Raw genomic sequence first — 13,067 nt, forward strand, 5'->3', positions numbered from 1 at the left:
CTTCCTATGTATCTTGATCTTGATAGAGATCATCTGAATGCGAATGTACAAGCTTGCTTTCCTGCGACAATTTTTGTTTGATTACAGCAAGCTCTTCCTTTGTATCCGCATCTAGGAACATATCGCTCTCAAAAGAAATGCCGATGCCTTGAAAAGAACTGCTTCGCAGTAGTTTCCTCGCGCCTTCATCCCCTTTGAGCTGCATTAAAAAGTTAAACATGGTACGGCTAAACAAAATGGGCGGCTTAAGCTCGTCATGATCTTTGGCCGCTACATAATCAAGATCAGGAGAAGACTTAAAACATGCAATCAGTTGATTGATGTGCGCCTGTTGAATGAGGGGCTGGTCTGCAAGCAGTATCATGGCACAATCGGCTCCTTTTTCCTTCACAGAACTGATTCCTTCTCGCAGCGAATAAGACATTCCACCCCGTGCTTCATGGCACACGGACATATATACCTTCTGCTTTTCAGCTGTACTGACCCATGTCAGCGGATCATCCGGTCTAACGACCACGACGATGAAGTCGAGCTCAGAAGCAATTGCCCGTTGAAGTACCACGGCTCCCATCGTTATCCCATCAATCAGAGGAAGATTCACCTTGGGTTCACCCATTCGCTGACTGCTTCCTGCAGCCAGAATGATTCCTGCCTTTCGCATCTGTCTTCTCCTCCTTACCGGTACTTAATGGCTGACCTCGCTTAACGGAAATAAGCTCTGCGACAATAGCAATCGCAATTTCCTCTGGTCCTTCTGATCCAATAGCTAAACCCACCGGTGCGTGTAGTCGAGGCAAGGCAGGAAGTCCTTCTATCAATCTGGAAGTTCTCGTCCGGGAACCCAGAATACCTAAATAGGTGTAAGACGCAGCTGACAACAATTCGAGGAAGCTGCGTTCATGAGGATAATGATGACTTAACAGCAATATATAATCCTGGCTTGTTATTTGGAGATGTCGATAGATTTCATTTGGAAAACCAACCAAGAGCTCTGCACCCGGGAATCGGTCTGCACTGACAAGCGCTTCACGCCAGTCAGCTACCACTACTCGAAACCCGGAGGCTATTGCCATACGAACGACAGAAATGCTGTCATTCCCCGCACCGATTACAATAAGCCTCGGCTTCGGTGTGTAAGTATGAGTGTACAGCCATCCCCCACTGTGCCACTCTTGAGCTGCGAGACTTGGATGGCTGGTTATTTTAGCATGTGATTTTGAAGATTCGCTATCCTTATGGGGAATGTATTGAACGGAATAATCTCGAATTGCTCCCTCGTCTGCAGAGCAGGTTCTACGCAGATCAACTTGAATTCCGCGATCTAGCAGCCCGCCCATTTCCAGCAGTATCTGCTTCAATGCCGCATCGACAGGCTCCAGCAGAATGTGGAGCAAACCGCCGCACCCCATATTTTCGCCCCAAGAGAGGTCATCGTCCGGGCGCATATCGTAGACGATTTTTTGTGGACATCCAGTAGACATTACATACTCTGCATGCAAGGAGAGATCGGTCTCTATACATCCAGGACTAATGCTTCCATACATGAGCCCCTGTTCTGCGAACAGCATAGTTGCACCTTGTTTGCGGTAGGCATGACCTTCTACATATACAGCGGTAGCAAGCACAAGCTTTGTTTCCGTGGTCTGAACCAGCTTGCAGATATCATGCATTTCCATACCGATTCCCTCCTAATGATATTGGCTGCATAAAGCTGACATGGCTTCAGAATGCATAAATACGAGCGGCAGCTGCCGCCCGTATCCGGGACAATCCATGTTAAGATATATGTTTATTTCTCTTCATTAACCGGGCTATACTCAGATCTGCTTCTCTCAGCACAATGCCCCTGTCAATGGTCTTGACCATACGGTTCTCAAGGACAATCTGGCCATCAATTATGACGGTATCTACATTGCTTCGTGTGGCTGAATATACGACACGGGAATAGACATCAACCTCATGGGATGGATACGTATGAAAATCATTTAAGTCGAGCAGAACCAGATCTGCCTTCTTCCCAACCTCAAGGCTGCCAATCTCTTTGGCCAGACCAAGCACTTCAGCACCGCCCATCGTAGCCATGCGAAGGACTGTCCTCGCGTCCATAACTGTCGGTCCATGCTCTACTTTATGAATAAGAGCTGTATATCGCATCTCCTGGAACATATCCAGATTGTTATTGCATGGAGCACCGTCTGCTCCGATGCCCACATGAACCTGCCGGTTCAGCAGATCCGGAATGTCAGCGATGCCGGAAGACAGCTTCATATTTGAGCCAGGACAATGTGTTACCTTGACATCCCGCTTGCGTATAATCTCCTTCTCTTCCTCACTCAACCACACACAATGTGCAAGAATGAGCCGATGATTCGCAAGTCCGATATGATCCAGATATACGACGTTCCGCATCCCCCGCTCGTTCTCGACAAGCTCGATTTCTCCCCGATTCTCGGAGGCATGGGTGTGCACCTTCACATTATATTGTGCCGACAGATCACGTACCTCGGTTAGAAGCTCCTCTGTACAAGAGACAACAAATCTCGGGCAGAAGGCATATTGAATTCTTCCTCCACCAAAGCCGTTCCATTTCTCAAGCAAAGCAACGCTCTGCTGCAAGGAATCCGCAGTTGTCTCTTGCAGCGGCAGAGGCACTTCATCACCATGATCCATCATGACCTTTCCAGAGAGGGCCCTGATTCCACTTTGTGCAATGGCTTGAAAGGCCGATTCCGTATGGTGTACAGTCTCCATATCCAGAATGGTGGTCGTGCCGCTCGCTATGAGTTCACCCAGCCCGAGCAGAGCAGAGTAATAGACCGACTCCTCATCGTGTGCTGCTTCCAGCGGCCAGATCCGCTTGCGAAGCCAATCCATGAGCTCCAGATCATCCGCCCTTCCGCGGAACAAGGTCTGGCATAAGTGGATATGCGTCTGTATAAATCCAGGCAGAAGTGCTTTGCCGCCCGCTTCAATGATGCGGTCCGCTGTAACATCAATGCTTACCGCGATTTCCTTGATCCGGTTATCTTCTATTAATAAGTCACCTATCAACACTTCTTCATTCGGATTCATGGTGACGATTTGAGCCCCTTTAATGAGGATCGTTCCCATATAACGACCTCCCCTTGATCAAGATTCAAATGTGTACAGGTGCTCTTCACGAATTCATATATTCTCTTACCATCCGATCGCAGCTCCGTCGCCGCGCGGATCAGCAGCCCCGCTGCGCAATCCGTTCTCTTGAATCAAAATTCCCTGAGCCTGCCCCATCAGATCGTCCCATGGACCAAGAGCCCGTACCTTATGACCCATCTCTTTGAGCTCATCCAATATTGCATCATTAAACCGCTGTTCCAGCTTCAGCTCATCTCCTTCTTCTCCCCAAGTACGTCCATACACCCAGCGAGGCAGACTGATCGCCTCTTGAACGGACATGTTGTAATCCAGTACAGCCGTAAGAAGTGACAGCTGGGTTTGCGGCTGACCTTCACCGCCTTGGGTCCCTAGCAGCAAGTATGGTTTCCCATCTTTAAATACCATTCCAGGCATCAAGGTATGGAAGGAGCGCTTGGCTGGTTCCAGTACATTGGCTTCACTTGGATCTAGAGAGAAGAATGAACCTCTGTTCTGTAAAACGATACCGGTTCCCTGAGGCATATATCCTGAGCCAAAATCGAAATAGAGGCTTTGGATGAAGGAGACAGCGTTTCCTTCACGGTCGACTACCGCTGCATAAGCTGTATCCTGGCCCATGGCTTTGGACAATGTCGGCTCCGCCTTATTCGGGTGCTGTTCAATCTCCTGCCATAGCATATCGGCATATGGCTTAGACAATAGCTCCTTAAGTGGAATCTCTCTGAAATCCGGGTCTGTTAAATATCGATCACGATCACGGAATGCCTTCTTCGTCACTTCTGTCATGAGATGATAATAACTGCTTGAAATGCGTTCAATGGAGGATATGTCCTTATGCTCAAGCATATTCAGCATCATTAGTACGGAGAAGCCTTGCGAATTCGGGGGCATTTGATAGACTTCATAACCTCGATAATCCGTAGATACAGGAGTTACCCATTGCCCGGTATGATTCTCGAAATCTTCTTTTTGCAAAAAGCCGCCATCCTTCTTCACCGCACTCGTGATCTGGTCTGCAAGCGCCCCCTTATAAAAGGCATCCTTCCCACCGCTTTGCAGCAATTTGAGAGATGCAGCCAGCTCCTGCTGCACAAGAATGTCACCTTCCTTAAGCAGTTCTCCATCCTTTAAAAAGACGGAAGCTAAACCCTGATCCGCTCGAATAAACTGCTCATCCTTGATGAGCCATTCTCTCAAGTTGCGCGATACTGGACAGCCGTGCTCTGCGTAGAAGACTGCAGGAGCAAGCAAATCGGACCATGACAGCTTTCCGAACTTCTGAGATACTTCCCACCAGGCATCCACCATCCCTGGCACAGTGAGCGCACTTAACACACCACGCTGCGGAATGGATCGAAGCTGCATCTGTTCAAACATTTCTCTGGTCAGCATAGCTGGTGAGCGGCCTGAACCGTTGTATCCAGATAGCTCTCCTGATGCTGCGTTATAAGTCAGAAAAAAAGAATCGCCCCCCAGTCCCGTCATGTGGGGGTAAACGACAGCCAGCGCAGCACTCACTGCAATCGCCGCATCATAGGCATTACCACCATCTGCCAGCATTCTTGCTCCCGCACTGCTGGCTAAATAATGTGGTGAGGTAACCATGACTTCCATACCTACAGGCATTTGATTCAGCATGAAATTTCCTCCTTATTGACCACAGAGTAGACATCCAGTGCGGCCTGTACCGCTTCACCAGCCGGCAAGCGATAGCCTTCCCGGATGAGTACAGCCTCTAATGCACCCAAGGTGTGAAGCACATTTTTCTGGTTGCAGCTGAAGCCCATCGTACCAATTCTCCATATTTTTCCTTTTAACGGACCGAATGAACTTGCGATCTCGATTCCAAAATCATGCAGCAATCTGCTGCGAACAGCTTCTCCATCAATTCCCTCCGGTATATTAATACATGTTACGCAAGTAAGCTTGCTCTCTTCATTACCGAACAAGGTGAGACCCATCCCTTTAATTCCTTGCACGAGCGCTCTGGCATTATGCTCATGTCTTAGGAATCGGGCTTCAAGACCTTCTTCCAGCAGAATTCGGAGCCCTTCATGAAGAGCGTAAAGCATGGATGTTGCTTCTGTATGATGATTCAGCCTTGCAGCACTCCAGTAATCCTGAATCTGACTCAGATCAAAATAGTTGCTTCGGATCATCTGTCCATCATTCGCAAGTTCAACATTAGCCGGGTCTCTGAGTCCCCGCTCAACCCTTTTACGGGACAAGAGCTTACGCTCAATTCGGTCATTATAAGTAATCGGAGCCATACCGGAAGGAACAGAGATACACTTCTGAGTACCTCCCATAACCGCATCGAGCATCCAGTTATCGGTCTCGACCGGTACTCCGCCAATGGTAGCGACCGCATCAACAACTAGGAGAATATCCAGCTCCCTGCACGTTCGGCCTATCTCGGCAAGCGGCTGCATCTGCCCTGTAGAGGTCTCTCCATGCACCATCGCTACGATGCCGGGCTTATGCTCATGAATGGCCTCAATCACCGTCTCTGGATCAAATACACCGCCCCACTCCGTCTCGATGTGAACGACGTCTGCCCCGCAGCGCTCCGCAATTTCAACCAGCAGGTGCCCAAATCGGCCATAGATCGGTACCAACACTTTATCTCCAGGCTGTATAATGCTTACAAGTACTGCTTCGAGTCCGGATCTGGACGTACCATCTACGGGATAGCTCCACTGATTATTCGTTTGAAATACTTCCCTGACAAGTTCCATCGTTTCATTCATTAAGGACGTAAATTCGGGATCAAATTGACCCAATATAGGAAATGACATGGCTCGGAGCACACGCGGATCTACTTCCACGGGTCCAGGCGTCATAATTGTTCGAAGTGACGGGTTTAGTTCCTTATATTTCTTCATCTGTCTTCCCCCTGTAGCCATATTGATGCAGCAGCTCAATGAGCACTTTAAATCCTTGGTCAATCTGTTCGCGTGACGTATACTCCAGTGGATTATGACTGATGCCGTCCTTGCTTGGCACAAAGATCATTGCAACATCGCATTTGCTCGCAAATATTTGAGCATCATGTCCTGCTCCACTTGGCATTTTTCGATAACTGAGCCCTAATTGCTCACATATTTCTACGGTGTTCTCTACCCATGTCGGATTCATTGGCGTCGGTTCAACAGCTAGATGCTCCTCTGAACTGGCTATTAACTCATAAGAATCTGCAATGGTTTGAATTCGTTGCAAGATGAACTCAGTATATTCGTGAAGGATAGCTTGATCCGTGTGTCTGATATCCAGTGTAAATTGTGCCGTGCCCGGCACCACATTCACAGCTCCAGGGAATACTTCTATATTACCGACGGTAGCTACCAGCGGATCACCATAGGCTATCGCCTGCTTCCTTACTTCGCTGATCATCTCGGCTGCTCCAGCGAGTGCATCCTTTCGATAGGACATCGGCGTCGTGCCCGCGTGATTGGCCTCACCCTGAACTGTGATATCAATTCGCTTCTGCCCAACGATTCCAGTGACGACACCAATGGATGTATTCGTTCGCTCCAGTACCGATCCCTGCTCAATATGAAGCTCCACATAACCGGCAGGTGCTTCAATTCCAGAACGAAGTCCTGAATCAGGACCAAATCCCGCCGCTTCAGCTGCCTGCTGTAAAGTTATCCCTTCCGCGTCTTTAAGCTCTCCGGCTGCAGCCCAGCTGCTGAGCCCTGTAATGCTCCTTGATCCCCAAAAAGCAAAGGGAAATCGGCTGCCCTCTTCTTCGCTGAGCGATAAGGCAACCAGCGAACGGCTTGGTTCTCCGTATGTCTCCTTCAAATACAATAATGCGGCTATGCCTGCTGCCACACCCAGCGCACCGTCAAACTTGCCGCCAGATTGTACCGTATCAATATGAGAACCTGTATACAGCGGAGCATCATTCCTTGTTCCCTGCAGGCATCCATACAGATTGCCGGCTTCATCAAACGATACACCCAGCCCTCGTTCCTTCATGAAATCCGCCAAATAATGCTGGGCTTCCAGCCAGGAAGGAGAGTACAGCAGTCTAGTGCATCCACCCGCCTCACTAGCGGACATTTCTTCGAGATCATCCAGTAACTTATGTAGAAGAGTTGAATATGCCTCGAGCGCTTCTTCTTGAAGCAGCGGCAATGATGTAATATCAGCAGAATCAGGCATACAGATCTCCCCCTTTGCTTGCCATTGTCTTCCTTAATCCAGCCGGAATGAATCTTCCCGGCTTCTGCTCTATTAATCCTGTAACATCATTATAAACGAGAATGCCACGACTGAATGTACCTTTAATCCTACACGAGAAGCTTCTGTACAAATAGGGAGACTGCGGATGCCGGTAACGAATGTCCTGTTCGTTAAGAACATATCCTTGATTAAAATCGACGATCGCAAGGTCTGCGTCCTTACCGACTTGAATTTCCCCCTTAGTTGCAGCGAGTCCGAACCTTTTCGCTGGATTTGCCGAGAGCAGTCTTGCAATTGTCGTCAGCGGTATTCCTCTCTTCACGTACCCTTCATCAAGCATTAGAAGCAAAGTGCTCTGGGCACCAGCAATACCTCCCCAGATCTCGAAGAAGTTATCGGTTTCTTTCATGGATGGAAGGCACGGTGAATGATCAGAGGCAATGATATCAATCTGTTCTTGTTCTATGGCTTCCCACAGCAGCTCCTGCTCGGTTAAGGTACGCAGCGGAGGTGCACACTTCGCAATGGCTCCTAGCTCAAGCACATCCTCCTCGGACAGTACCAGGTAATGGGGACAAGTCTCTACCGTGACATCAAGTCCAGCTATCTTCGCCGTCTGTATAAGCTCAACGGCTTGCCGAGTGCTGATATGTACAAAGTGAAGTGGACATCCGGTCTGTCTGGCATAGACTAACGCTCTTTGAACGGCTTCGATCTCCGCTTCCGGTGGACGCGAGTCCAGGTAATCTCTAGCAGTGACTTGCCCTCGCGATTGCTTGGCATAAGATAATGCGCTCGTCATCTCATCACTCTCTGCGTGAAGTGCCAGCACCCCGCCGATCTCGGCGATACGCTCCATCCCCTTAATCAGCGTCTGATCATTTGCACGTGTAAAGATTTCTTCTCCTTCACCACCCGGCTCAGACATAAAAGCCTTAAAGCCGGCAGCACCCGCGTTTGCAAGCGGCGCAAGCTCTTCGAGATTATCTTGAACAAGACCTCCCCAAAAAGCATAATCCACATAACTGTGACCCTTCGCCCGCGCTTCCTTCATCTCCCAGCCGCGCATCGTTGTCGTGGGGGGCACACCATTCAGCGGCATATCAATATATGTTGTAATCCCCCCCACAGCCAGGGATGCAGAGCCTGTCTCGAATCCTTCCCATGAAGCCAGTCCCGGTTCATTGAAATGGACATGCGCATCAATGGCTCCCGGCATCACGACAAGGTCCGTTGCGTCATATATCATCGTGTCCCCGCCTGGAATCAATTGAGGCTCCAGCGCGACAATGACGCCTTCATTAATGCCGATATCCATCTTCTCTATTCCATGCGGCAATACAACGTGCCCGCCCTGGATAATGACCTCATAACTCGATTTCATCAGAAGCCCTCCCTTGTAGACGCATAGCTTAACTATAGCAGAGGCATCTGCCGTCTTATACTAACTTCCTCTATAAGTGCTGTAGCCTCCAGGTGCAACCAGTAATGGAACATGATAGTGTTCCTCAGGGCTGGCAACATAGAACCGCAGCGGAATCACATCCCAGATCGAGCGAATTCCCGTTTCATTCAAAAAAGATTCAAAATACTCCCCTGCATAAAACCGGAGTTCATAAGTGCCAATAGTCAGCTCCCCCTCAAGAAAGGGAGTATCGATTCTTCCATCGTCATTCGTTTGAGCGGACGCTAAATACTTCGCCTCACCTGTACTCTCAATGAAATACAGCTCAACCTTCATGCTTCTTCCCGGTATACCTCTGCTTGTGTCCAACACGTGGGTCGTCAGTCTGCCTGCCATTATACACTCCCTGCTTCTTGAGGCTTGTTCTCATAAGCAGCAAGATCCTCCTGCGTCATAGAGAACCCTTGGAAGCCATAAGGTGGACGAGGTTCAGTAAATACGGAGCCCGGACCTTCATCTACAGATTCTACAATCGTTTCCCACGTACGGTTATTGGACTCAAACGATACTTCCTCCAATTGACTGAAGTTTTTCAAAATACGAAGGCCGATCAGATAGATGAGATATTGAATGGATGGGGAGTTATTCTCATGAAACACGGTTGCTGCAATATCGCGGATCTGTTCTGCATCAACGTAGCTGTTACGGGTATCATCAAGTCCGTCCGCCGGATTCTTGTATTTCCAATGAATATCGAGGAAGATAAACAGCGGTCTGTCAGAAGTTTCAGGTAGTGTAGTATATTCATCCCGGACAAAACCTGCAAACCCGCTGCCTTTCACTTTAATCAGGCGTAGATTTTTGACACTGCTCTGTGCATAAGTTATTTCGATATCCTCTCCGCTGCGCTCTACCTCTACAATCGCTCCCGCACTTTCGTTGTGCGAGTATTTGAAGACAAGATCGCTCGGGATATTGCCGTCAGGAGAGCCAATCTGTACATTTTCGAATGGCACTTGTGTAGCGTTCATACGAACTCCGGTCATCTGCGGGTAGGTTTCAATGAAACGACGGCTTGCATACTCCAAAAATCCTTCCATCGTGGCTCCCGTATAGTGAGCGGCATGTCTCAATATGAAATTTTTCATTGAATCCGTTGCAACAACAAGGGAATTGTCGCCTTCTGTAAAGGAGGTTAGAAACTCCTCGCCTTTTACTGCAATTTTGATATTCATACCGAACAGCACATTCTCTCGGCCGCGGAAAGGAGATTCCGGAATGACTGTAATCCCTGTGAGTGGTTTAGCATAGGAACGGAACACCCACACATCTCCCTTACCGTAATACATCGTTCTGGAGCCCAGCTGATCTCTTGTCATATTGATTACCTCTCCTCTTCCATATGTTCTAACATCCATGCTTTAAGCCGATACCAGCTGATAAGATATACTTCTCGAAGGGCTGTCTCAAACTCCGTCTCATAGCTGTTATGGACACGATTCTTAATCGCGGCGATAATCTCGTCAGCGGATTTCCCCTTCACCGCAATAATGAATGGGAACTCGAAGGTCTGCGTATACTTCTGGTTCAATTCGGACAGTACACTGTGCTGTACCTCTGATAAGGCTTGCAGCCCAGCGCCGGCTTGTTCCTGAACAGAATGATCGCTCATTGCGATTCTGGCTCCCAAATCCGGATGATTTCGCAGAAGGATCAACTTTCGTTCCGTATCCGCCGATTCAACGACATTCTTCATTTGTTCGTGTAACTGATTCATGGATGTGAATGGCTTCTTGCTGTACGCCTCTTCTGCAACCCAGGACGAATGTTCGAATAAAGTACCGAAGGCTTCTAGGAATTGTTCCTTGGTATAAGAGTTAACATCATCAATTGATAATTTCAGAAAGAATCACCTCTGGATCGAATGTATATGAGCATTGTAGTGTGGGGAGAGAATGTATGACAATATAAATCACGTCGATTTGTTATATAAAATAACGCAAGCCATTTCCTTTGTGTCTCATGCACGTATTAATTGTTACATTTTCACAACAACTACTTATGCACGCCTTGATCCTGAAGAAATTTGCGGAAAGTGAAAACAAGCTTGAGCTTAAGCAGATCATTCGATTTTTTGAAATCCATTTGCAGCAGACTGCTTATCTTATCCATTCGGTAAGTCACTGTGTTACGGTGCACAAAGAGCTGTTTGGCAGCCTCATTAATCAGTCCATCATTTTCGATAAACGCTTCAAGCGTGTTCATCAGCACCTGTGTCGGATCTCCATCCTTCACTAGGAGAGGTTCAAGCACTTTGTTGCAATAATTTTCCATGATGGATTCAGGAACATGCTGAAACACATAGGCGAATTCCAGCATCTCAAATTGCAGCGCTGTATCCTTCATTCCGAACCGGCTAGCGATGGCCCGTGTATCCAGGCACTCCTGGAATGCTTCACGCAGTGATTTGGGTTCATGCTTCATCTTACTGATCCAGAATCTTGGTCCAGTGCCCCCTGCCTTCCTTCCTCCGATCAAATCCTCAAATCGCGAAGTCAGGAATCGCGAGAGCTCTTCACCGTAATCCTTGTCAGCCGGACATGCGTAGATGGACAGAATCCCTTGATCCATCTGAATATGGTGCGATGCAGTCAGCTGCATCATCGGATTATACTGAAGCTCCCGATGCACCTGCTTGATCAGCTTCCCTTCTGCATAACCCTCCGACTCGATTGTCGTCAGCACACATTGATACGTCCCGGAATCCTGAAACAATTGAACTCCTAGTCCCTCCGACCTGCGCATCAGCTCCTCACAGCCCACCTTGCGATCCAGATACTGCCTCACGATCACTCTAATTTCATCTTGAACCGTAGGGTTAATGTGTTCCCGATAGGTCATATCCATATAAAATGCGAGCACCTCGGACGCCTGCTGAAACAACTCCTCCTCAGCCTTAAGTCCGTATGCACCATCTGTATAAATCAACAAAAATCCATAATCCTCATCCTTCTGCATCACGGGTACACGATAACAGCTTCCGTGATCCCATTTGACACGATGCATGACATTTTTGAAGGGCCAGCCCTGCTGGATATTCGTATCCCTCATTTCCTCGCTGACATACAGCAGATGCCCTCGGGAGCCGATCACCGCAATGGGATAGTTCAGAACAGCAGCCAATTTAGAGAAAACATCGTTCTTCTGATCCTGTTCAAGCGCAAACTGCATGAGTCGCTTTTGCTTGTTTACAACCGTCTCCAGCGTTCGTGTATTTCGTTCATATTCGGCCTTAAACAAGGCATTCATCTGATCTGAAAAAGTAAATTGAAAAGGCAGTTCAAGCAGCGGCAGCTGAAGCGCGTCCGCTTCCTCAATGATCTGTGCAGGTATGTTCTGCCAGAATCTGCCCAGCTTCACACCGAGTCCGGCACAGCCTCGTTCATTCAACCTGCGCAGCAGTTTAACTGCATCATCCTCGCTATCCTTCATGACAAAAGCGGTAGTGAACAACAACTCGCCTGATTTGATCCAATCTGCAATATCAGGTGCATCCATGACATTCACTGACTTGAGTGTACGCATGGTCCCTTCAGCACCTGCAACAAGCTTCGCTTCCGAAAGCGGATATATGGATAAGGCTTCTTTTACCGTTAACTGCATTGGAACCCACCTCTTTCATATCTAACATCCTATGTAATGTTAAACTGAGTATTGTTAACTATTATAACATCAAAATGCTGTTTGGGAATATACAACAAAAAATATTTTTCTCCAAAAAAAAGAACGACCCTCATCCGCATCTAGAGTCGTTCCTGTTCTATATTTATTTTATTTCCAAGGATTACAGAACTGTTATTCTACTGCTCTGCCCCTCTTCTTATCCCCCAGACGTTCACCGTATTTAAACACCAGGATTCCTCCTACAATGATGAGAACACCGATCATTTTATTTACTGATAAATCGATTTTGTCCAGTCCAAACAGTCCCAAGGAATCAAACAGCACGGCAAAGCCAAGCTGGGAGGTGAGTGTGATCGAGGTTGAGAAGGTCGGACCGAGCAGCTTGATGCCCTGCATCAGGCTAAACACAACGGCTACTCCAATCATACCACTGAACCAGTACCATGGCTTCATATGCTGAAGCTGGAACGTATCCGCTCCCTCAAAAATAAGGCTGGCAGTCAAGGCAGCTACCGCTCCAAGACCCAGTACTATGGTTGTAGTCAACCAAGAGCCGGTGTGCTCATTCATTTTGCTATTAAAGATGACCTGCAGACTTACGAATGCACCGGCAACCAACGCCAATATAATTCCAAGTGCCATAATAATATAT

At 48.0% G+C, this 13,067-nt stretch carries 12 protein-coding genes; all 12 read right to left on the reverse strand.

Features of this window, described 5'->3' with window-relative positions; translation table 11 throughout:
- Positions 1-4 precede the first annotated feature (4 nt).
- Positions 5-661: a nucleotidyltransferase family protein gene (locus BK126_RS10845; protein WP_076312693.1), complete on the reverse strand. Its 657-nt coding sequence runs from the start codon at positions 659-661 to the stop codon at positions 5-7.
- Positions 609-1,676, reverse strand: coding sequence for an XdhC family protein (locus BK126_RS10850; protein ID WP_076312694.1), 1,068 nt, complete (start codon positions 1,674-1,676; stop codon positions 609-611). Before BK126_RS10850 ends, BK126_RS10845 begins: the two co-directional genes overlap by 53 nt.
- A gap of 100 nt (positions 1,677-1,776) precedes the next feature.
- Positions 1,777-3,111, reverse strand: coding sequence for a 5'-deoxyadenosine deaminase (locus BK126_RS10855; RefSeq protein WP_076312695.1), 1,335 nt, complete (start codon positions 3,109-3,111; stop codon positions 1,777-1,779).
- A 66-nt stretch (positions 3,112-3,177) separates the two neighbouring features.
- A complete protein-coding gene (ggt, locus tag BK126_RS10860; protein ID WP_076312696.1) occupies positions 3,178-4,773 on the reverse strand; it encodes a gamma-glutamyltransferase in 1,596 nt (531 codons plus the stop codon).
- The gene (locus BK126_RS10865; RefSeq protein WP_076312697.1) at positions 4,767-6,020 is read right to left on the reverse strand and encodes a pyridoxal-phosphate-dependent aminotransferase family protein; all 1,254 of its coding nucleotides are present in this window, start codon (positions 6,018-6,020) and stop codon (positions 4,767-4,769) included. The genes ggt and BK126_RS10865 overlap by 7 nt, the downstream gene beginning before the upstream one ends.
- On the reverse strand, positions 6,007-7,305 hold the full coding sequence (locus BK126_RS10870; RefSeq protein ID WP_256702802.1) for a M20 family metallo-hydrolase: 1,299 nt from the start codon (positions 7,303-7,305) through the stop codon (positions 6,007-6,009). Before BK126_RS10870 ends, BK126_RS10865 begins: the two co-directional genes overlap by 14 nt.
- The gene (gene allB, locus BK126_RS10875; protein ID WP_076312698.1) at positions 7,298-8,710 is read right to left on the reverse strand and encodes an allantoinase AllB; all 1,413 of its coding nucleotides are present in this window, start codon (positions 8,708-8,710) and stop codon (positions 7,298-7,300) included. The genes BK126_RS10870 and allB overlap by 8 nt, the downstream gene beginning before the upstream one ends.
- 60 nt (positions 8,711-8,770) lie before the next feature.
- Positions 8,771-9,127 (reverse strand): hydroxyisourate hydrolase, encoded by a 357-nt coding sequence (gene uraH, locus BK126_RS10880; protein ID WP_076312699.1) that lies wholly within the window; start codon positions 9,125-9,127, stop codon positions 8,771-8,773.
- A complete protein-coding gene (pucL, locus tag BK126_RS10885; RefSeq protein ID WP_076312700.1) occupies positions 9,127-10,110 on the reverse strand; it encodes a factor-independent urate hydroxylase in 984 nt (327 codons plus the stop codon). The genes uraH and pucL overlap by 1 nt, the downstream gene beginning before the upstream one ends.
- Positions 10,111-10,115: 5 nt before the next feature.
- The gene (gene uraD, locus BK126_RS10890) at positions 10,116-10,634 is read right to left on the reverse strand and encodes a 2-oxo-4-hydroxy-4-carboxy-5-ureidoimidazoline decarboxylase (protein WP_076312701.1); all 519 of its coding nucleotides are present in this window, start codon (positions 10,632-10,634) and stop codon (positions 10,116-10,118) included.
- Positions 10,635-10,786: 152 nt separating this feature from the next.
- Complete coding sequence (locus BK126_RS10895; RefSeq protein ID WP_076312702.1) at positions 10,787-12,394, reverse strand: PucR family transcriptional regulator; 1,608 nt, start codon at positions 12,392-12,394, stop codon at positions 10,787-10,789.
- Between the two features lie 192 nt (positions 12,395-12,586).
- A complete protein-coding gene (locus BK126_RS10900) occupies positions 12,587-13,057 on the reverse strand; it encodes a DMT family transporter (protein ID WP_076312703.1) in 471 nt (156 codons plus the stop codon).
- Positions 13,058-13,067 lie beyond the last annotated feature (10 nt).

It is taken from the genome of Paenibacillus sp. FSL H7-0326, from assembly GCF_001955535.1.
Classification (GTDB): domain Bacteria; phylum Bacillota; class Bacilli; order Paenibacillales; family Paenibacillaceae; genus Paenibacillus; species Paenibacillus shunpengii.

Excerpts from the sequence above, each read along its gene's own strand:
- BK126_RS10845 (WP_076312693.1), bottom strand. The coding sequence starts at position 661 with ATGCGAAAGGCAGGAATCATTCTGGCTGCAGGAAGCAGTCAGCGAATG.
- BK126_RS10850 (WP_076312694.1), bottom strand. The coding sequence starts at position 1,676 with ATGGAAATGCATGATATCTGCAAGCTGGTTCAGACCACGGAAACAAAG.
- BK126_RS10855 (WP_076312695.1), bottom strand. The coding sequence starts at position 3,111 with ATGGGAACGATCCTCATTAAAGGGGCTCAAATCGTCACCATGAATCCG.
- ggt (WP_076312696.1), bottom strand. The coding sequence starts at position 4,773 with ATGCTGAATCAAATGCCTGTAGGTATGGAAGTCATGGTTACCTCACCA.
- BK126_RS10865 (WP_076312697.1), bottom strand. The coding sequence starts at position 6,020 with ATGAAGAAATATAAGGAACTAAACCCGTCACTTCGAACAATTATGACG.
- BK126_RS10870 (WP_256702802.1), bottom strand. The coding sequence starts at position 7,305 with ATGCCTGATTCTGCTGATATTACATCATTGCCGCTGCTTCAAGAAGAA.
- allB (WP_076312698.1), bottom strand. The coding sequence starts at position 8,710 with ATGAAATCGAGTTATGAGGTCATTATCCAGGGCGGGCACGTTGTATTG.
- uraH (WP_076312699.1), bottom strand. The coding sequence starts at position 9,127 with ATGGCAGGCAGACTGACGACCCACGTGTTGGACACAAGCAGAGGTATA.
- pucL (WP_076312700.1), bottom strand. The coding sequence starts at position 10,110 with ATGACAAGAGATCAGCTGGGCTCCAGAACGATGTATTACGGTAAGGGA.
- BK126_RS10895 (WP_076312702.1), bottom strand. The coding sequence starts at position 12,394 with ATGCAGTTAACGGTAAAAGAAGCCTTATCCATATATCCGCTTTCGGAA.
- BK126_RS10900 (WP_076312703.1), bottom strand. The coding sequence starts at position 13,057 with ATGGCACTTGGAATTATATTGGCGTTGGTTGCCGGTGCATTCGTAAGT.